Genomic DNA, 19,617 nt, shown 5'->3' with positions numbered 1-19,617 from the left:
TACAAAAGAATAGCGTAAAACAAAGACAGGCGTGACTGTTTTTTTTTGGGTATGTCAATGGCCAATGAAGATATCACTATGACGGCGAGACGGCGCGTGCACCGCGCCGGCAAAGGACGTGCAAATGTAGAAATCGGACGCCAGGCTCAAAAAAGCGCCTCGACCCGCAAGTTGATTGTGGAAGCGGCGTTGCGCTGCCTTATCAAGCACGGCTATTCCCAGACGACGACGCCGCGCATCGCCGAGGAGGCCGGCCTTTCCCGCGGCGCGATGATGCACCATTTTTCCAATCGGTTGACCGTTATCCTTGCGGCGATTGAACATTTGCATGCGAAACGGCTGCGCGCCTTCCGCCGGGCTGTCTCGTCGCTACCGGATGATAAGCCGCATTTGCACGATGCGCTGGAAGCTTACTGGCGCCATGTCACGCATCCGCTTTTCGTGGCGTTTCATGAATTATCAGTGGCTGCGAGAACCGATAAGGAACTGGATAAAATACTGCGCCCGGCAAAGGAGGCTTTTTACCGGGAGTGGTACAAACTCGCCGTAGATCTGTTCCCCGAATGGCAGGGCGACAAGGAGAGTTTCGACCTGGCGCTGAACCTTGTTCAATCGACGCTTGAAGGCATGGCGTTAAGCCGGCTTTCCGCGACAGTCGATGAAAATGCCGAAGCAAAGCTGTTTTCCTATCTGGAAGATTGCCTGCGTCAGCTGATGCCGACGGAAATGAAAAACTCCAAGCGATACGCCGCACACGGTGCAAATGACTGATCTGGATGTCTCTTCGATCCGGCGCCCATGATGAGCGATCTCATTCTCCACCATTTCGATGCGTCGCCATTTGCAGAAAAAATTCGCAAAATTTTCGGCGTAAAGGGTCTTTCCTGGCGATCCGTGCAAATACCCATGGTGACGCCAAAACCCGACCTGACGGCGTTGACCGGCGGCTATCGCAAAACACCGGTCTTACAGATCGGCGCAGACATCTACTGCGATACGCAACTGATCGCGCGCATTATAGATCATCTTCATCCGGAACCGCCGCTATTTAAATCCGGCCCGCTAGCCGCATTCGGGCTTCAACAGTGGTGTGATGCTGCGTTCTTTGCGCCCGGCGCTGCATTATCCCTTTTTGAAAATGCTGAACACATCCCGGCCGACGTGGCGAAAGACCGTGAAGACTATTTCACTTTTCTGAATTTCAACACTTTCGCACAGGATGCGCCCCATTTTCGAAGCCAGTTTCGCGCGCATTTTCGGCTGATCGAGCAACAATTGAGTGATGGCCGCGGGTTTCTGTTCGGAAGTAATCCCGAATGGGCGGACATAGGCGGGTATTTCAATTTCTGGATGGCCGAAAACAATATTCCCAGCAGCGCACAATATTTCAAGGATATGCATCACGCCGGTACATGGTATGCGCGAATGAAGGATTTTGGCGCCGGCGTGCGCGAAGAAATTTCCCCCGGCGCAGCGCTGGAGATCGCCAATACGCATAGCCCGAACGATCAGGCGTTGGGCGCGCCCATAAAAGATGAATCCGGTGCGAAGATTGGCGATGCTGTTACGGTTACCCCTAGCGATCACGGCAAGGTCCCCGTCGCCGGCGTATTATCGCATATCAATGACCATGAGATCGTCATCCGGCGAAACGATGACCGCGCCGGCGCGGTGGCGGTGCACTTCCCTCGCCTCGGTTTTCGCGTGGAAAAGGCGGGCTGACCGCACAAAAGAAACAATCGTGATTGTTTGTTTTTTCGCTATTCTGTGCTATTTTTCTTTGTAAATTGCGGCGCAACAAGCAGCGCCCGCTTGAATCTCGCAGGCGGAACAACACGATAGGGAGGTTTTTCATGCCGGACGGATTTAGGGCCGAGTGGCCAATGGATCTGAATGCACCCAAGGACTCGCTTGAGGCGAAACAGCCGAGACCGGCCGACATTGGCCTCGATGTCGTTGATCCGGAACGATACTACACACGCGATTACATGCAAAAAGAATGGCGGAGCCTGTGGCCGCGGGTCTGGCTGCTGGCGGGCGTGACGCCGGATATTAAAGAGCCCGGCGACTTTACTGTGTTCACTCACGGCCATGAGGAATTCATCATTGTACGTCAGGATGACGGCGGTGTGAAAGCTTTTTACAACGCCTGTCCTCATCGCGGCAATCGCGTATGCCTGACGGAGCAAGGCAGCGTCCCGAAATTCGCATGCCCATTTCACGGATGGCAATTTCATTGCGATGGCAAGCTTGCAAAAATTACCGATGAGGAAACATTCGATCCTGAACTGATCAAGCATCGTCCCGGCTTAACGGAAGTGCGTTGCGATATCGTCGGCGGTTTGATTTTCATCAATATCGATGGCGAAGCGCCGCCTCTGAAAGAATGGATCGGCCTGCCGGAAGGTTACATCGAAAATTACGAAATCGAGCAGATGAACGCCGTGCGCCATGTGCGCAGTGAATGGAAAGCGAATTGGAAAACCGGCGTCGACGCATTTTATGAAACGTATCACCTGCCTCATATTCATCCACAGACACAAGGGGTGATGGAGGATTTCAGCCAGATAGATCTTTACCCGAACGGGTTCAGCCGAATGATAGTGCCTATCGGCGTCAAGTCTCACAGGGTGAAGGATCAGGATACGATCGATCCATATCAACAGCATATGATGCAGGAAGCGGGTATTGATCCGGAAACTTTTGACGGCAAGCCGGCGGAAGTGCGCGAAGCCATTCAAAAGGCGAAGCGAAAGCGCGGCAAAAAATTTGGCCTCGACTATTACGATAAGCTGACCGACGGACAGCTCAGCGATAGCTGGGCCACAGGGTTTTTCCCGAATGTGCAGATCGGCATGCATCCTGAAGGCGTCTTTATAATGCGCTTTATTCCGCATGCGAGCGATCCGGAGCGCTTCTATTACGACAACATCACCATGCTGCGTCACGTGGAAGACCCTGGCTATACAACGCCGGCGTGGATGGGACTGCCTGAAGGCACAGACGTCACGGGCGAGATACGTCCGGAAATTGAGCATGTGCCGCCAGATGTGAAACCGGATCTTGGCGAAGTGCTCGATCAGGATGTTGAACTTGTTGCGGCGGTCCAGCAGGGCGTGAAATCTCGCGGCTTTAAAGGGCCATTATGGTGTGAACAGGAAGATCGCCTGCGTCATTTCCATCGCGAACTGGACCGGTATATCAGCGGCGAAAAATAATCGATCCAGCAGGAGCCAAAGCCGCGCTAGTTGTCGTGTGGCGCTGCGCCGCTTTGGTCTGCTGCATTTACGCTGCAAAAATCGCTTAGCGCACAGATCGCCGCGATACGAACGGTGGCGATCTGAACATTTCAGGCTTGTCACGCCCTGCCGGGCCGACAATACGATGCGCGTTGCAGAAAATCGGAACGAGGAAAGCGAAAATTGCTAAGCCATTGATTTAATGGCGCGAGTGACGGGACTCGAACCCGCGACCTCCGGCGTGACAGGCCGGCGCTCTAACCAACTGAGCTACACCCGCAAAAACGCGGCGATAAACGCGTTATGGAGGGCGCGGTTTAAGATAGGGTGAAACCGGCGTCAAGCAGAATGTGGCCGCGGGGTCTTATTGCCGCTGGGTTATGCCATCGGCTTGAAATTCAACACAGAAATGCGCGATTGCTTTACCGCATTAACTTTTCTGATTTGAAGCTGACATTGGAGATCGCCGCATCCATGCCCGACGCCGCAGATTTTTTTCAGGGCCCGAATGGCCGCCTCGCCTACCGCCGCCGCAACGGCGCCGGTCCTGGGGTCGTCTGGCTCGGCGGTTTCCGTTCGGACATGCTGGGAACCAAGGCGGAATTTCTTGATGAATGGGCGCGCGAAAACGCCCGCAGCTATCTGCGTTTTGATTATTCAGGACACGGTGAATCTGAGGGTCTTTTTACAGACGGCGCGATCAGCGCGTGGGCGGCGGATGCGCTGTCCGTTCTGGACGAATTGACTTCCGGTCCGCAAATATTGATTGGATCCTCCATGGGCGGCTGGGTTACGGCGCTCCTGGCGAAGCAGCGACCTGAGCGGATCGCCGGCATTGTCTTCATCGCTCCTGCGCCCGATTTCACTGAACTGTTGATGTGGCCCGCTTTTACGGAAACTCAGCGCGAGACAATCATGCGCGAGGGCAAGCTTGAACAACCGTCTGATTATTCGGACGAGCCGGAAATTATCACAAAAAAACTGATTGAAGACGGGCGCGCCAACCTTGTTATGACCGGCGATATTTCCATTGCTTGTCCAGTGCGAATAATACAGGGCATGAAGGATGACGCCGTGCCCTACGCTCATGCGCTCCGTTTCGCACAAATGCTCCAAAGCGAAGATATAGAAATCACGTTGACGCCGAATGGCGATCACCGGCTGTCGGAACCTCCGGATCTATCCAGACTGGCGCACGTGCTGGAAACGCTTATCGAGGAACTCGACCAGTCTGAATCTGTATAAGCAGACCTTGCTGGCGAAAAACTGGGCACCCATTAAACGCCTGATCTCAATCTGATCTCGGTTCATCGCAGAATCTCCTGAAAGCGTTGCCCTGACCATTGCTACAACTGTCACATTGCTCTATGGTGCGTGACAGGTGTAACGGGGGCGTTTTGCGCCCCATTGACTATTGGGCGATAAATATGGCCGAAAACAAGGGAACCGACCCGACAAAGCCGGAGTTGGCGATCCTGAAATTGCTCTGGCGTTCCAAAGAAATGAACGCACGGGAAATTCACCGGGACATTGAGGACGATTTCGGCTGGTCATATTCCACCGTACGCACGGTGTTAGAACGAATGACCGACAAGGGCCTGATTTCCAAAACGCCCGTCGACGGCGTGAATATTTATGAGCCGCAAGTCGGCAAAGTCGCCATGCTCAGCCGCATGATCGCAGATTTTTCAAAACGCGTTCTTGAACTCGATACGACGCCGGCAACCGCGTTTTTCGCGGACTCAAAACTGCTCAGCGATGACGAACTTGAAGAACTGGAAACCGTTCTGAAAGACGCGGAGGAAAAGTGATGGCCGCCCTCATCGAACCTTTTTTCTACTGCCTTTTCGCATCGATTGTGTGGGCGCCGCTGGTATTTTTTGGCGCACATCGTCTTTGCGCCGACGACGACCGAACGCCCGGCGCGCCCGGATCGCTCAGCGGCAAGGTCTGGCCGGCTGCGCTGCTGTTAGCGGCGTTACCAGTCGCCGCCGCGCCAATAGCTGCGGCTTTGGGACTTTCCCTGCGCGCACCCGCGCCATTGCCGCCCATGGCGGCGCTTTCCGGAGGTGAAGTAGTTGAGGCGAGCGCTTCCTCCGCACCTGCTGCGTTATATGCGGCGACGAATGTTACGCTCGCAGACATCTTGCGAACAATTGCAGGTCTTTATTTCTACGGCTTTTTAATGCTCTGCGCCCTCGTGCTGGTTCGCCATATCTGGTTCGCCTATCGGCTGAATTTCGCAATGCCCCTGGACGAGCCCAAGCTTGAAATGAAACTCGAGGATTGGAGAAAGCGCATCGGCGTTGCGCGCAAACCGCGTTACGTCTTCTCCCATATTGTTACGAGCGTATGCGTATACGGCGTATTCCGGCCGATCATTGTCATGCCTTTTAATCTCCTGGAACGCGTTTCTATCGACGATGCGGCGCTGATGGGCGCGCATGAGATGGCGCATGTCAGACGCGGCGATGTCGTCCAATTCGCGCTTTGCGCTATCGTGAAAGCTGTGTTCTGGTTCAATCCGTTCATGCACCGGATTTGCGCTCGCGCCAACCTGGCGGCTGAGCAGGGCGCGGACGCTATGGTGCTGGCGCGCGGCGTCGATAGGCGCCAATACGCTCATTGCTTCGTACAAGGACTGCGTCTGGCCGCCGGTGAGCCTCGAAATCGATTTACCGGAGAGCTCGTGCCTTCTTTCACGCCGTTTGACAAACGTTCGCGCCGCGCCCGTCTGGACGCTATCTTATCCGGCGCCGGCCATGCTAACGGTCTCGGGTTGGGCTCAAAACTGTCTATGGGCGTGTTTGCACTGATCGCCGCCGGATTAGCCTTCGCGCAAGCCGCATTCGCAGTCGCGCCGCCGCCCGCGACAAGCGTACTGCCCGTGGCGCCGGTGGAAGGCGAAGTCGGGTTTGGTTTCGGCAAAAAATCGGAACTGCTTGGACCAGACCGCGCCGCCCATGAAGGCGTCGACATACGCGCGCCGCGCGGCGAGCCTGTACGCGCCGCCGGCGGCGGTAAAGTCATCGACGCCACCAAACATTATCGCGGCGGCGCGGCATGGGGCAATGTCGTCGTGATCGATCATGGCCATGGTCTGGTAACGCGTTACGCTCATCTCGACAATTATGTAGTGCGAAAAGGAGATCGGGTCGCGGCAGGCGATATTATCGGCGCGGTTGGCTCAACCGGTAAAGCGACAGGTCCTCACTTGCATTTTGAAGTGATTGAAAACGGCGCACATGTTGATCCGGCGCTGGTGCTGGCTGTCGCGCCAAGACCGGTTGACGCCATACAGGCGGCGCCCAGAATCAAAGCCGCCAGAAACGTACCGATTGCACCGATGCCGCGTGCGGCGCCGGCCGCAGCCGAACCCGCAATTGACGTCGACGCTGCGCCTGATGTGAATATCAACATCAGTGGAAAACATACACGCAAACTCGATGATAGACTGGCGAAGCTTGAAGGCAGACTTCGCGCCCGTTTTGAAAATTTCAACGCATTTAGCGACCTCGATGATGTTGTTATCCGGATTAACGACCTGGAACTCGAGGGATTTGAAAACGCAGAGGCGATTTCAGAAATGCTGAACGGCCGGGAACTTGATCTTGGCGATCTGGCGGACATGGAATTTTCAGCGCCCAATAGCTGGAGTTTCGGATTCCGTTCTGGGTTAAGCGAAGAACAACGAGAAGAGATGGTGCGGGCTAGTAAGGAGGCTCGCAAGGAAGCAGCAAAAGCCATAAAGCAGGCGCGTAAAGATATTCAGCGCGCGAAACGCCAAAGCGATAGCGCGCGGCGCAATGCGTTTGCAAAACTTAGCCAGGAAGATCGAGAGCGCGCTCTTGAGGAAGCAGAACGCGAGCGCGAACGCGCCCTCGAAGAGGCGGAAGAGGCGCGCGAGCGCGCTTTTGAACGCATAGAACGTGACATTGAACGCGCTGAACGGGCACGCGAACGCGCGGAACGGGACAGGGAGCGCGCGGAACGTAGAGCTGAACGCGCCATGTCCGAAAAAGAAATCCTGGACTATCAGGAAAACGCCATTCGCGAGGCCAAGGCCACCCTTGAGCGCGAGCTTGAGCAAATCGAGAAAAGAAAGCGCGCACTCGCCCGGAGCGAATGAGACGGGGTCGAAAAACCGCTGAGTTTTATCGTCGACTTATAAATTTTTTCCTGCGCCTTAACTTTTCACACGCGTCCAATAACGCCGTCGGCGGAATAATAATCCCGCCGCGTTAAACTTTGACGCAAAGCAGCATTCATAATTTCTGACACCGCAGTCAGGAACCGCCCTGTTCATCGCAAAGCGAACGCGCTTGGTCGAATAACAGATGCGCCGGACGCTGAAAAAAGCGACAAGTGTGGCGCTGATCGCTTTTTAAAATCCGGCGGAGAGACACCATGGGACTTACCAGGCTATGCCTTAAAAACCCCGCAGCGGCCGGTGTGGTTCTGGCGATCATTACTTTGCTGGGCGTCATGTCGATTTCACGCCTGCCCGTTCAACTTTTTCCCGCCATCGAACGCCCGCAAATCGGCGTCTGGACCGGCTGGCGCGCTGCATCGCCGCGCGAAGTAGAAAGCGAAATCACTGAACCTATCGAACGCGAACTGCGCGGCATTCCGGGCATGACAAAAATGCAGTCCTGGTCAAATCAGGGCGGCGTTTGGATGAATCTGGAGTTTGCTCTTGGTACGGATATGGACCAGGCGTTCACGGAAGTGAATTCTCGCCTGCAGCGCGTTCGCGGTCTGCCCGCTGAAGCAGAACGTCCGCGCGTTAATCTCGGCGGCGGCGGCGGCGACTCCGGCGAAACCCTGATCTTTCTGTTTCTACAAAAATTGCCGTCGAACACTGACGCCGATGTCCGGCTGTCGGAATTCGCCGAGCAGCGGATTGCGCCCGCGATAGAAGCTGTGCAAGGGGTGGCCGGCGTTGACGTCAACTCTGATGACGGAGAGATGATCGTCAACATCGAATTTGATCCGTTTCTCGCTGCGCAGCTCGGCGTCACGCTCGACGACATGATGCAGAATGTGAACCGTTCTTCCGACGTCACCGGCGGGCGCGTCGAAGTCGGCCGGCGCAACTACACCATGCGCTTTGAAGGGCGTTTTTCCGCCGACCAGTTGAACGAAACGATTCTCGCATGGCGCGACGGCGCGCCGGTAACTCTCGGCGATATCGCGGAGGTCAAAGTTGCGCCGGACCGTGGCGGCGGCGTCGTCTATCAGAACGGCAATCCGGCGATCGGCATGCGTGTCATCAGGGAACCCGGCGCCAACACGCTTGATGCAATTGACGAGCTCACTGAAGTCCTTGACGAACTGAATTCAGGCGTCCTTGGCGACATGGGATACGCCATTCACAAAAGTTTCGACCCGTCCGTGTTCATCAAACGCGCCATCTCCCTCTTAACCAGCAATCTTCTGATCGGGATCATGTTGGCCATCGGCGCTTTGTGGCTTTTCCTGCGCCGGTCCATGGCGACCGTAATCATCGCCGCGGCGATCCCTATCTGTCTGATGGCAACGCTCGTCGTTCTCAATCTTTTCGGCCGCACGATCAACGTTATTTCCCTGGCCGGCCTTGCTTTCGCAACGGGAATGGTGCTCGACGCAGCGATTGTTGTGCTGGAAAATTTCGTGCGCATGCGCGAAGAAGGGCGCTCGCCGCACGAGGCGGCGGAAGCCGCTGTCGGTCAGGTTTTCGGCGCTTTGTTCGCCTCCACAGTCACGACGGTCGCGATTTTTATTCCGATCATGTTTTTCGAAGATATCGAGGGGCAACTCTTCGCCGATCTCGCCCTGACAATTGCAATCGCCGTGTCCTGCAGCCTGCTTGTAGCCGTGACATTGCTGCCCACAGGCGCGCGGCTGTTCATCAAGGAATCCAAACACGACGGAAAGAAAAAACGTTCGGCCTTCGCCAATCGGCTCGCCAATTTCATTATGCGATTGACGGCGACAAACAAACGCCGTCTCGCCATTGTCGGCGGCCTGACGGTCGTGCCGGTCCTGCTCGGCTTTTTGATGTGGCCGCAATTGAATTACCTTCCCCCGGTCAAGCGTGACGCTGTTGACGCGTTTGTCGGCTTTCCATCCGGCGCCAGCGCCGACATGATCCGTGAGGAGTTTGCGGAAGTGGTTGTTGAACGCCTTGATCCATACATGAAAGGCGAAAAAGAGCCGGCGCTTAGAAACTACTATCTTTATTCCGGAGAATGGGGCGGCAATACGGGCATTCGAATACTCGATCAGTCGCGGATCGAGGAAATGGTCAAGATTGTAAACGACGAAATTCTAGCGGGTTTTCCCGATACGCGCGTATTCGCCAGCCAGGGCAGCCTGTTCGGGAACTGGGGCGCGCAAGGGTCGATCAGTCTTGAACTGCAAGCCGCTGACTTTGACGCGCTGGGACAAGCCGTACCCGAAGCAATCGATATCATCCAGGAGACGATGCCGGGCGCGCAAGTCTGGCCGAACCCGGACCCTCAAATCGTAACGCCGGAACTTCGGCTTTTGCCGAACGATCGGCGTATCGCGGAAGTCGGCATGACGCGCGATTCCGTTTCGCGCGCCGTACGCGCCCTCGGCGATGGTCAATGGCTCGGCGAGTTCTTCCATCAGGATGGGCGCATCGATATTTATCTGCGCTCTAAGGAATGGACGGAACCTGAATATCTTGACACTGCGCCTATCGCCACGCCTTCCGGCGCCGTTGTGCCGCTTGGCGAACTGGTCACCGTCTCCCGCGGGGTTGGACCGCAACAGATCCGCCGCCTCGACGCACGCCGCACCATATCGCTTGGCATCTCGCCGCCGGAGGGCATGGCGCTTGGTCCTGCAGTTGATTTACTGAAAGAGACCGCAGAACCGCAGCTTTATGAAGCCCTACCGCAGGGAACGTCGATGAAATGGGGCGGCGATGCAGACGCGCTCGCCCGCGCCATTAAAAACCTGGGCGGTAATTTTCTGCTCGCTATCGCTATCCTATTCCTGATCATGGCGGCGCTTTTCAAATCGGTGAAAGACGCAGCCCTGGTAATCGTGACATTGCCCATGGCGACGGTTGGCGGCATTCTGGCCATACGCGGCGCCGATCTTATCAACACCTTGCCGCTCGATCTTCTGGGCATGATCGGCTTTATTATTCTGCTCGGTCTTGTGGTGAATAACGCGATTTTGCTTGTCACGCAGACGCGTGCTTCAGAAGCCGGGGGCATGACGCGATCCGAGGCGGTGCACGAAGCGCTAACGCTTCGTATCCGTCCCATCTTCATGTCCACGTCGACATCGCTGATGGGCATGCTGCCCCTGGTGCTGGCGCCGGGCGCGGGCAGCCTCATCTATCGCGGCCTTGCAACGGTAATTGTCGGCGGCATGGCGGTATCGACATTATTTACGCTGATCTTGTTACCGGCGCTCCTCCAGCTTGGCGCAGCGCCGGCGCTTTCCCGCACGCCAAACCGCGGTCTTGCAGCGCAGCCAGCCGAATAGGGAGCATATATTAAAAATGCATCGACCAATGAAAAGAAACCTTGTTCTGGGCGGCGGCGCATTACTGATCGCGACTGCAGCCGGCGCTTATCTTTACGGCGGTCATGTCGGCGCAAGCGCGGATGAGAATGAAGAAACCAGTGAAGCGCAGGCGCAGCAAGGCCCGCCGCCGGCGCCGGTAGCGCTCGCCAAAGCGGAGCGGCGCAGCCTCGCGCCCATGGCCGACACGCCAGGCGCTGTTGTGTCCACGCGCGACAGCCGCGTCGCAGCGGCGACATCAGGCAAAATCGAGTGGGTCGCAGAGGTCGGCGTCGAAGTCGAAGAAGGCGACGTTATCGCCCGTATCGAAAAAGCTGACGCTCAATTCACGCGGAACGACACCGCCGCGGAAGTGCGTCGTCTGCGTGCGCGCGCCGATTATCTCGACAGCCTTTACCAGCGTTTTGTCGGATTAGGCGCGGACGCGGGCGAATCCGAAGCGAACATGGACGAAATGCGGTCCAACCGCGACGAGGCCCGTCAAGGCCTGGCTCAGGCGGAAGTTGCGCTTGAACGGGCGGAAATAAATCTCGCGCGAACCGAAGTGCGCGCGCCCTTTGCCGGGCGGGTCGTGTCGCAGGAGGTCCAGATCGGCGAGTTCGCCAATCCGGGCGCGGAGCTTATCCGGCTTGTCGATACTCACCATCTCGAAGTCACGGCCCGCGCGCCGGTCGGCCTCACGAGAAATATCAAACCCGGCGACCCCATTGCCGTCGCCAATGGCGCTGAAACGATAGACGCCCGCATTCGCGCCGTCGTTCCGGTTGGCGATGAGCGCTCTCGCATGCTCGAAATCAGGCTGGAGCTTCCACCCGAAACGCCTTGGTATATCGGTTCCGCCGTCCGCGTGAACCTGCCCTCTGCACAGCCGCGAACAGTCACCGCGGTGCCGCGCGACGCGCTTGTCCTGCGCGCTGACCGGATAAGCGTCTACGTCGTCGATGAAGAGAATATCGCTAAACGCGTTGATGTTGAGCTAGGCGCCGCCGAAGGCGATTTCATTGAAGTGATCGGCGATGTCGAGCCCGACGCCAATGTCGTAATACGCGGCGGCGAACGATTGCGCGACGGCCAGCCGGTTACGCTTTCCGCGACCGCCGCCGAACCGACCGCTTAGTCTTTCTCTCCGAACCTGTCTTCCACCAATTTGACAATTGCATCGACGGCCTCTTTGCTTTGCGGCCCGGTAGCCGATATTTGAAGTTTCGCGCCTTTGCTTGCAAGCAGCATCAACAGATCAAGCTGGGAATCGGCCAGTGCAACGCGGTCGTTGTTCCGTACCGAAACAACCGCTTCATAAGATTTTGCCAAGGCGGATAAATATCGGGACGGACGGATGTGCAGACCAAGCTTGTTACACACTTCAACCGTGGCTTTTGCTTCGTCGCTCACTTAATCGGCCGCCTCGCCAGATAACACCCATGATGCCACGTTGATGTATTTTCGGCCCGCATCATGCGCCGCTTTTACAGCTTCGGGAAGATCATCCTCGCCGCGCGCCGATGCGAGCTTGATCAGCATCGGCAGATTTACGCCGGCGACGACTTCCGCGTTTGCTTTTTCCATTACGGAAATGGCGAGGTTCGAAGGCGTGCCGCCGAACATGTCCGTCAAAATGATTACGCCTTCGCCAGTATCCACCGATTGCGCAGCATCGAGGATGTCCTGACGGCGCTTCTCCATGTCGTCGTCAGGACCGATGGAAACCGCTTTCACCTGTTCCTGCGGCCCGACCACATGCTCTGCAGCGGACAGAAATTCTTCCGCGAGCCGTCCATGCGTTACAACTACCAACCCTATCATGCGTTCTCGTATCCAACTCAGTTTGCCAAGCATTCCTATGGTGCGTGATTGACGCGCAATGTCCACCAAAAATGTAAGCGTGAATTCCGCGAGCGTACGGTCAAGCGTCAGGCAGTTCCACAATGAAACGCGCGCCCAGACGGTCGCCGTCTTTATCTTCCGGGTTTTTCAGCCGGTTTTCGGCGAAAATCCGCCCACCGTGGGAGTTGACGATTTGCCGCGAGATGGCGAGCCCTAAACCTGAATTATTGCCGAACGCCGAGCCCTGGGGCCGCTTTGTGTAAAACCGGTTAAAAATGGATTCCAGATGATCGGGCGGAATGCCCGGGCCGTCATCTTCAACGATTATCCGTGACTTCGAATGCCGCGTCTTCGCGCGCTCCAGGGTAAGCCGCACCGCCCCGCCTTCGGGACTAAAGGAGCGCGCGTTGTCGATCAGATTGCGTATGACCTGACTGAGCGCGGTTGGATTGCCCAGTATATAGATTTCGTCCATAGGTTCTTCAAATTGGACGGACGCCGCGCCGTCGCCGGCCGTATGGCCATAGCTCGCGACAATATCTTTTATGAGCCGTCCCAAACCAACCGCTTCGCGGGTTTCCCGCGCCAGCTCAGCGTCAAGGCGCGAAGCGTTTGAGATGTCAGTTATGAGCCTGTCCATGCGCGCCACGTCTTTTTGGATCACCGCCAGCAACTTGGCCTGCTGCTCAGGCGTTTTTGCAAGCTGCAGCGTCTCCGAAGCGCTTCGGATTGACGTCAACGGATTTTTTAATTCGTGGGACACATCGGCGGCGAAACTTTCAATTGCTTCCATACGAGCGTAAATCGCCTGCGTCATGGATTTAAGCGAAGCGGAAAGCTCGCCGATTTCATCCTTGCGGTAGGTGAAGTCTGGAATGCGCGCACGCCCCGCCGCGGAAATTCCCTCCCTGACCTTATCCGACGCAATAGCAAGCTGACGAATAGGTTGCGCAATCATCGTCGTCAGCAACAGGGACGATAAGATAGCCGCCGCGACCGCCCACCCGAAAAACGGCAGGATGGAAAGCCGCGCATCCTCAACCAGAGTATCAATTCCGCCGCTCTCGGCCGTTACAATGCCGTAAATCGCCTGCACGCGCCGGATTGGCACCGAAACGGAGGCGACTAACTCGCCTTCCTCGTCAAGCCGCACGGAGGCCGCCCCGCGCTCCTCGGCAAAGGGTGATGACGCAAGCGCTGCGTTCAACTCATCTTCAAGCGTGCGCCGCCGGGCTTCGGCGCGAAAGTCACGTGAAAAAAAACGCGAAACCCGCCGCCACAAACCTTCGTCTTCAAACGATCTGATAACGTTATTATTCTGATCCAGCGGCGGAAGTGTTTGCGCGACAATTTCGTCTTCGCGTAAAACAACATCTTCCAGCAACAACTCGCGCGCATCGGCGATCGGCGGATCATCAAATGTCTGCGGCGCGTTGAAAATGCGCACGCGCCCCTCGAAGCTGTCCCATACGCGATTGAACACTTCGCGCACATCGCGCTGGCGCAGGGATAACGCGCAGATCGCAGTCTCCTCCTGTGCTGCGATATCAGCCTCTTCGACCGGCTGACACGTTGTTTCGTCGATAGCCACTTGCGCCAGCACGTCCGCGATAATCTGCGCCTGCGCGCGGACGCCTTCAAGTTTGGCCTGAACAAGCCCGTCGCGATATTGCGTCAACGCAAACGACCCAAGCAACAAAATGAAAAGGCCAATCATATTGGCGATGACAATCGTAAACGTCAGGCGGGAGCCCGCTCTTTTTGTGCGATTTTTTCGCACAATCGCGCCTTCGCCCTCCATCGCTTATCAGGAGTCCTTGTACTTATAGCCGACGCCGTAAAGCGTTTCGATCGCGTCAAATTCCTTGTCAACGACGCGGAATTTCTTCCGTATGCGTTTTATATGGCTGTCGATAGTGCGGTCGTCCACGTATACCTGATCATCATAAGCCGCATCCATCAATTGATCGCGGCTTTTTACAAATCCAGGTCTTTGCGCAAGCGATTCCAGAATCAAAAACTCCGTGACCGTCAAGATGACCGCCTGTTCTTTCCAGAAACAGGCGTGCCGCATGGGATCGAGGGTCAAATCCCCCTTACGCAGGATTTTCTTTTCCTCTTCCGCCGTGGGAACTTCGCCCGCCTGACCGCGGCGCAATACGGCTTTTACTCTTTCCAGCAGCAGGCGCTGCGAAAAGGGTTTCTTGACGTAATCATCCGCGCCCATTGTGAGGCCCAGCACTTCGTCAATCTCTTCGTCTTTTGATGTGAGGAAAATCAGCGGCAGGCTGGAATTTTGCCTGATCCGGCGCAATAGCTCCATGCCGTCCATGGTGGGCATTTTGATATCCGACACCACAACGTCAGGCGGCGTCTCATTGATAAATTCGAGTGCGGCGGCGCCGTCTTCGAATGTTTTTACCGTGTGCCCTTCAGATTCAAGGGCGATCGAAACGGAAGTCAGGATGTTTTCGTCGTCATCGACAAGCGCAATTGTCGCCATAGTTTTGCAGTCCTCGTGTAATATCAACTTCTTACTATGGGTTCACGCCGGCGTATAGAAGGCCGACCCGTGGCGTTTTTGTGATTTGACCGTTAACGCTCATCCGCGCCGATGTGCGCCGCCGTTTGGTCAATAATTTTTGCAAGCGCAATGTCTCTGTCCGAAAGCCCGCCGGCATCATGCGTTGTCAGCGTGATGTCCACCTTATTATAGACGTTAAACCATTCCGGATGATGATCGGCCTTTTCGGCGGCAAGCGCAATTCGCGCCATAAAACCCCAAGCCTCGCTGAAATCTTTGAACTTAAAAGATCTGGCGATGGCGTCCCGCCCTTCAACCAGCTTCCAGCCAGGATGGCGCTCGAGGAACGCCTCGAGCGACACTTTACTAATCTTTTCTACCATACCGGACCTTTCAGCGTCTCGCGTGACTGTCAACGCTAAGACGTGCTGCGTCGATATGGGTAAGTCAAGAAATGTAATTGACAATCATTCTCATAGCCGATAGCGAGGCTGTAATTAATAATCATTCGCAGCAGTGCTTAGATTGAGGGGTATGAATAATGATTCGCAAGGAATCCTGGAAGCTTACAGCTATTTTCGCTTCGGCGATGTATACGGGCGCCGCAACGGCTGAGGAAATCTCAGAGGAAATCGTTGTTGTTGGAAAGGTCCTTTATTCAGACCAGATGAATGCGCTGAGAGCGCCAACCCCGATTATTGATGTGCCGCAAAGCCTCTCAATCATCACTGCGGATGAGATAACGCGGCGGGGCTTCACGAGCATCGGTGAAATTATAAACTACACGCCGGGCGTCAACACATCGCAAGGCGAAGGCCATCGTGATTCTGTCGTGTTTCGGGGAGTGCGCTCAACAGCCGATTTCTTCATCGATGGCGTGCGAGACGATGTTCAATATTACCGCCCTCTTTATAATCTTGAACAAGTCGAAATCCTGCGCGGTCCTAACGCGCTACTGTTCGGACGCGGCGGCACCGGCGGCATACTGAACCGCGTGACAAAGAAGGGCGTGATTGGCGAGACTTTTACGGGATTTCAAGCGGGCGCAGATACATTCGGCGAATTCGGTTTTCAAATCGACGCCAATTATTCAGCGGGCGAGAACGCTGCCTTCCGCATTAATGCGATGTATGAAAACCTGAATAATCACCGCGATTTTTATGATGGCGACAGATACGGCGTAAATCCGACCGCTAAATTCAAACTGGGTCACGCAACGACGCTCGATCTATCGTATGAATATATCGATCACAAACGGTTTGTTGATCGCGGCATTCCAACGGGGTCGGACGGACGTCCGGTTGAAGGGTTCAAAAATATTGTCTTCGGCGATCCGGAACTGAACTTCACGGATCTGCAGGCTCATCTGGTTCGCGCCGCGCTACAGCACGAGTTTTCAGAAAATTTGAAAGGTGTTTTCAGCGCGTTTTACGGTGATTATGACAAGCTGTATCAAAACTTTTACGCCTCTGGTTACGATCAGACAGCCGCGCCGGATGTCGTGACGCTTGATGGATATATCGACACCACCGACCGCAAGAATCTGATCCTGTCAGGCAATCTGGTCGGGGAGTTTGGCGGAAAAGGTTTTCATCACACCATTGTCGCCGGCGGTGAGTACATCAATACTTCATCAGATCAGGATCGTTTTAACTCATTCTGGAACACAACGATGGATGACAATGAAGTGTTCTCCATCGCGCGTCCGCTCAATCTGAGAGGCGGCGCCGGCGTCAATGCGTTCGGCATGCCGACGGCAAATGATTTCACAGTCGATATCAATGACGACACACGCGTAAACATTGATGTTTTCTCCGCCTATATTCAGGACCAGATTGAGCTAACGGATTGGCTCGATATCGTCGCAGGCGTTCGCTATGACAGTTTCGACATCGAAGTCTTCAATGCGGTTCCGCCAACCGAAACGCGGACGCGCCGCGACGAGAAATTCTCGCCGCGCTTCGGCGTCATCCTCAAGCCGCAGGAAAATATCTCGATTTACGGCAGCTACAGCGAATCCTTTCTGCCGCGCAGCGGCGAGCAATTCGCAAATATCAATGGCGACGCTGATGTGCTTGACCCGAATACATTCTCCAACCTAGAGGCTGGTGTGAAGTGGGACTTCCGCCGCGGCTTGAGCCTGACAGCCGCTGTTTTCGAGATTGAACAAAGCTCGCCGCAAGTTGCAGACAGCGACCCTTCCACGCTGGATATTATCGATTCACAAATTCAGGGTTTAGAAGTTCAGTTACAGGGTCAGGTGACGGAGCAGTGGTTTGTCTCCGCCGGGTACAGCTATCTCGACGGAGAGATTGTTGACCGGATGGGCCCGACGGGCTTTCGCCCTCAGGAATTGCCTGAACACATGTTTTCAGTCTGGAACAATTTTCAGGCTACGGAAAAACTTGGGCTTGGGGTCGGCCTGACATATCAGGACGAAAGTTTCATTAATAGCGGTAACACAGCCGTCCTTCCAAGCTATGTTCGGCTTGATGCAGCCGCGTACTATGATTTGTCAGACAGGCTGCGCCTTCAGGTCAATGTCGAGAATCTGACCGATGAACTATATTTCCCGAATTCACACAGCACGCATCAGGCAACCGTGGGCGCGCCCGTTAATGCGCGTTTTACGATTACCGGGAAACTTTAGAAAATATTCCTGGCTATCAAGCCGCATAAGCTAAAGTAAAAATGAAAAGGGCCGCTCATCAAGAGCGGCCCTGAATCCTGTAAAAGGATCGCGATTTCGTCAGCCAAGCGGCCTCGAGATCTTTTCTTAAAATCCGGCGGTTAAACGAGTCTCGAAGGCTGCTCCGGGACGCGTTGTTTCCACAAAGACCTCACTGGCTTCAAGAAATCACTCGACATCGGATCACCTCCTCTCGTTGACTAAAACCTGATGTGAATCATGACGTGCGTTTCGCGCGATTGCAAGACCTGCACAGTGCGTAAAATGGTTAACGGCGTTAAAAATGAGGCCGGCGTTACGATACCGCAACTGGCCGGCCTCGCAGCAGACGCTAACGCTTCCCCCTGGAATTCATGCGGGCGCGCCGCTGAATAAAATGAAATGCGCGGAGTTTGCTTGTCGCTGATACACACAACAAGCAGGAGGGCTCACGGGTTGAGGCGCGATAACCCCGCGCATTTCAATCGGTTTCGATGCGCAAAACCGGATAAGATACGCAGCTGCGGCTTGGGGGGATGCACGCGCCTTTACAGTTTTTTCAAAACCCCAAGGCCGATAACCGGTCCCGTTGGCGCGCCGGAAGTCGATCCGCCTTCAGGTTCGATACTCACCGCCAGCGCTGCGCCGGCATTAAACAGCATCGACAACGCCGCCGGAATTTGAACTGTGTCATCGCCGTTCGGATTGATCAGGCCCAATGACCGCGGCGTTCCGTCTTCAGGTATAAGCCAGAGCTCAGCAGACTGGCCTTCGGCGATTTCAATCGCGGCGTTCTGAATACGGATCGCGGTGAGTGCGCCGTCAATACGCGCCGCCAGCACCGGCGCCGCATCCGCAGGTAAAATGGTTGCGATATAAGACGTCCGTTCAGGCGCAGCAGGCGTGCGTGCAAATAGAATTATTCCCAAGGCGATTAGCGCGACGGCAGTCATGAAGCCAGCTGCTGCGCGCCAGAAGGACAACGACTCCCACAGCGAATGCTGCTTGCGCGCTGCGCCGAACAAGGTTTCCTCCACACGCTGTTTTACGATAGCCGGCGCCTCGTGCGGCGCAATTTCCTCGGCCAGAGGAGAGAGGCGCGCCTCCCAGAACCGGACACGCGCTGCAAAATCGGAATCCGATTCGATACGGGCTCTTACTTGCGCGCATTCATCAGCATCCAGTACGCCAAGCACATATTCTCCCGCGAGAATGCTGTCGTCATAAATGTCTTCGCGTTCGCTCATTCTTACACTTTTTCCGACGTATCAAGTTCAAGGCAATCACGCAGTTTCAACAAACTCCGGCGCACCCAGCTTTTTATTGTCCCGAGCGGACGGTTTAAACCGTCGGCAATTTCCGCATAAGTGCGCCCTTTGAAAAACGCATCCCGTATGACGCCGTGCTGCGGGTCTTCCAGCTCGCCGAGACAATGGGCCAAACGGCGATAATCGTCAGACAGCGTTGCAAGGTCCTCTGGGGACGGTTCATCGCTCGCGATATCCGGCCGACTGTCAATGTCCGCCGCCGGGGCGCGGCGTTTTCGCGCGCGGTCAATCGCTGCGTTCCGCACAATGGTAATCAGCCATGTCATGCCCGTCGCCCTGCTGGCCTGAAACGTATCCGCCTTGCGCCACACGTTGATATAAGCATCATGTACGGCGTCTTCAGTATCGCCCTGTTCGTTCAATATACGCAAAGCAACGGCAAAAAGTTTCGCCGACGTGCGATCGTAAAGTTCATTGAACGCCGCCCTGTCCCGCAGCGAGACTCTCGCCAGAATTTCTTCGATCGATTGGTCGGCCATAAGCCCCCTT

At 55.6% G+C, this 19,617-nt stretch carries 16 protein-coding genes and 1 tRNA gene; 9 read left to right on the top strand and 8 right to left on the bottom strand.

The window, feature by feature from the left end; all coding sequences use genetic code 11:
- The first annotated feature begins 78 nt into the window (after positions 1-78).
- The 3 genes from ACQK2Q_RS00910 (at position 79) to ACQK2Q_RS00900 (ending at position 3,218) form a co-directional block, all read left to right on the top strand.
- Positions 79-771, top strand: a complete 693-nt coding sequence (locus ACQK2Q_RS00910) for a TetR/AcrR family transcriptional regulator (protein ID WP_425407877.1) — start codon at positions 79-81, stop codon at positions 769-771.
- Between the two features lie 30 nt (positions 772-801).
- On the top strand, positions 802-1,722 hold the full coding sequence (locus ACQK2Q_RS00905; RefSeq protein ID WP_425407876.1) for a glutathione S-transferase family protein: 921 nt from the start codon (positions 802-804) through the stop codon (positions 1,720-1,722).
- Positions 1,723-1,853: 131 nt separating this feature from the next.
- Positions 1,854-3,218: an aromatic ring-hydroxylating oxygenase subunit alpha gene (locus ACQK2Q_RS00900; protein ID WP_425407875.1), complete on the top strand. Its 1,365-nt coding sequence runs from the start codon at positions 1,854-1,856 to the stop codon at positions 3,216-3,218.
- A 224-nt stretch (positions 3,219-3,442) separates the two neighbouring features.
- On the opposite strand, the gene ACQK2Q_RS00895 is transcribed toward ACQK2Q_RS00900, so the two are convergent.
- Positions 3,443-3,519: transfer RNA gene (locus ACQK2Q_RS00895), tRNA-Asp, on the bottom strand.
- 137 nt (positions 3,520-3,656) lie between these two features.
- Here ACQK2Q_RS00895 and ACQK2Q_RS00890 point away from each other — a divergent pair.
- The 5 genes from ACQK2Q_RS00890 (at position 3,657) to ACQK2Q_RS00870 (ending at position 11,901) form a co-directional block, all read left to right on the top strand.
- Entirely contained in the window at positions 3,657-4,484 is an 828-nt protein-coding gene (locus tag ACQK2Q_RS00890; RefSeq protein ID WP_425407874.1) for an alpha/beta hydrolase, read from the top strand.
- Positions 4,485-4,666: 182 nt separating this feature from the next.
- Positions 4,667-5,050: a BlaI/MecI/CopY family transcriptional regulator gene (locus ACQK2Q_RS00885; RefSeq protein WP_425407873.1), complete on the top strand. Its 384-nt coding sequence runs from the start codon at positions 4,667-4,669 to the stop codon at positions 5,048-5,050.
- Positions 5,050-7,368 carry a M23/M56 family metallopeptidase gene (locus ACQK2Q_RS00880; protein WP_425407872.1) on the top strand — a complete coding sequence of 773 codons (2,319 nt, stop codon included), beginning with the start codon at positions 5,050-5,052 and terminating at the stop codon, positions 7,366-7,368. Before ACQK2Q_RS00885 ends, ACQK2Q_RS00880 begins: the two co-directional genes overlap by 1 nt.
- 278 nt (positions 7,369-7,646) lie before the next feature.
- On the top strand, positions 7,647-10,745 hold the full coding sequence (locus tag ACQK2Q_RS00875) for an efflux RND transporter permease subunit (RefSeq protein ID WP_425407871.1): 3,099 nt from the start codon (positions 7,647-7,649) through the stop codon (positions 10,743-10,745).
- 28 nt (positions 10,746-10,773) lie between these two features.
- Complete coding sequence (locus ACQK2Q_RS00870) at positions 10,774-11,901, top strand: efflux RND transporter periplasmic adaptor subunit (RefSeq protein WP_425407870.1); 1,128 nt, start codon at positions 10,774-10,776, stop codon at positions 11,899-11,901.
- Here ACQK2Q_RS00870 and ACQK2Q_RS00865 read toward each other — a convergent pair.
- From ACQK2Q_RS00865 to ACQK2Q_RS00845, 5 genes are all read right to left on the bottom strand, one after another.
- A complete protein-coding gene (locus tag ACQK2Q_RS00865) occupies positions 11,898-12,176 on the bottom strand; it encodes an HPr family phosphocarrier protein (protein ID WP_425407869.1) in 279 nt (92 codons plus the stop codon). The genes ACQK2Q_RS00870 and ACQK2Q_RS00865 overlap by 4 nt on opposite strands.
- Entirely contained in the window at positions 12,177-12,587 is a 411-nt protein-coding gene (locus ACQK2Q_RS00860; RefSeq protein ID WP_425407868.1) for a PTS sugar transporter subunit IIA, read from the bottom strand. It abuts the gene before it with no gap.
- A gap of 100 nt (positions 12,588-12,687) precedes the next feature.
- Complete coding sequence (locus ACQK2Q_RS00855; RefSeq protein ID WP_425407867.1) at positions 12,688-14,388, bottom strand: ATP-binding protein; 1,701 nt, start codon at positions 14,386-14,388, stop codon at positions 12,688-12,690.
- A gap of 27 nt (positions 14,389-14,415) precedes the next feature.
- Positions 14,416-15,111 (bottom strand): response regulator transcription factor, encoded by a 696-nt coding sequence (locus tag ACQK2Q_RS00850; protein WP_425407866.1) that lies wholly within the window; start codon positions 15,109-15,111, stop codon positions 14,416-14,418.
- A 92-nt stretch (positions 15,112-15,203) separates the two neighbouring features.
- Positions 15,204-15,515 (bottom strand): 4a-hydroxytetrahydrobiopterin dehydratase, encoded by a 312-nt coding sequence (locus ACQK2Q_RS00845; RefSeq protein WP_425407865.1) that lies wholly within the window; start codon positions 15,513-15,515, stop codon positions 15,204-15,206.
- Positions 15,516-15,673: 158 nt separating this feature from the next.
- Between ACQK2Q_RS00845 and ACQK2Q_RS00840 the strand changes: the two genes are divergently transcribed.
- Positions 15,674-17,782, top strand: a complete 2,109-nt coding sequence (locus tag ACQK2Q_RS00840) for a TonB-dependent receptor (RefSeq protein WP_425407864.1) — start codon at positions 15,674-15,676, stop codon at positions 17,780-17,782.
- A 566-nt stretch (positions 17,783-18,348) separates the two neighbouring features.
- Here the strand turns inward: ACQK2Q_RS00840 and ACQK2Q_RS00835 are convergent.
- Positions 18,349-19,047 (bottom strand): anti-sigma factor, encoded by a 699-nt coding sequence (locus tag ACQK2Q_RS00835; protein ID WP_425407863.1) that lies wholly within the window; start codon positions 19,045-19,047, stop codon positions 18,349-18,351.
- A gap of 2 nt (positions 19,048-19,049) precedes the next feature.
- On the bottom strand, positions 19,050-19,607 hold the full coding sequence (locus ACQK2Q_RS00830; protein WP_425407862.1) for a sigma-70 family RNA polymerase sigma factor: 558 nt from the start codon (positions 19,605-19,607) through the stop codon (positions 19,050-19,052).
- Positions 19,608-19,617: the final 10 nt, after the last annotated feature.

It is taken from the genome of Hyphococcus sp., assembly GCF_965228385.1.
Taxonomy (GTDB): domain Bacteria; phylum Pseudomonadota; class Alphaproteobacteria; order Caulobacterales; family Parvularculaceae; genus Hyphococcus.
The sequence above is the reverse complement of the archived record's forward strand: the minus strand, read 5'-3'. Positions and strand labels throughout refer to the sequence as shown.

What these genes read in the sequence shown, in the direction of transcription:
- ACQK2Q_RS00910 (WP_425407877.1), top strand. Translation starts at nt 79, where the DNA reads ATGACGGCGAGACGGCGCGTGCACCGCGCCGGCAAAGGACGTGCAAAT.
- ACQK2Q_RS00885 (WP_425407873.1), top strand. Translation starts at nt 4,667, where the DNA reads ATGGCCGAAAACAAGGGAACCGACCCGACAAAGCCGGAGTTGGCGATC.
- ACQK2Q_RS00905 (WP_425407876.1), top strand. Translation starts at nt 802, where the DNA reads ATGAGCGATCTCATTCTCCACCATTTCGATGCGTCGCCATTTGCAGAA.
- ACQK2Q_RS00830 (WP_425407862.1), bottom strand. Translation starts at nt 19,607, where the DNA reads ATGGCCGACCAATCGATCGAAGAAATTCTGGCGAGAGTCTCGCTGCGG.
- ACQK2Q_RS00900 (WP_425407875.1), top strand. Translation starts at nt 1,854, where the DNA reads ATGCCGGACGGATTTAGGGCCGAGTGGCCAATGGATCTGAATGCACCC.
- ACQK2Q_RS00870 (WP_425407870.1), top strand. Translation starts at nt 10,774, where the DNA reads ATGAAAAGAAACCTTGTTCTGGGCGGCGGCGCATTACTGATCGCGACT.
- ACQK2Q_RS00880 (WP_425407872.1), top strand. Translation starts at nt 5,050, where the DNA reads ATGGCCGCCCTCATCGAACCTTTTTTCTACTGCCTTTTCGCATCGATT.
- ACQK2Q_RS00875 (WP_425407871.1), top strand. Translation starts at nt 7,647, where the DNA reads ATGGGACTTACCAGGCTATGCCTTAAAAACCCCGCAGCGGCCGGTGTG.
- ACQK2Q_RS00845 (WP_425407865.1), bottom strand. Translation starts at nt 15,515, where the DNA reads ATGGTAGAAAAGATTAGTAAAGTGTCGCTCGAGGCGTTCCTCGAGCGC.
- ACQK2Q_RS00850 (WP_425407866.1), bottom strand. Translation starts at nt 15,111, where the DNA reads ATGGCGACAATTGCGCTTGTCGATGACGACGAAAACATCCTGACTTCC.
- ACQK2Q_RS00835 (WP_425407863.1), bottom strand. Translation starts at nt 19,047, where the DNA reads ATGAGCGAACGCGAAGACATTTATGACGACAGCATTCTCGCGGGAGAA.
- ACQK2Q_RS00860 (WP_425407868.1), bottom strand. Translation starts at nt 12,587, where the DNA reads ATGATAGGGTTGGTAGTTGTAACGCATGGACGGCTCGCGGAAGAATTT.
- ACQK2Q_RS00840 (WP_425407864.1), top strand. Translation starts at nt 15,674, where the DNA reads ATGATTCGCAAGGAATCCTGGAAGCTTACAGCTATTTTCGCTTCGGCG.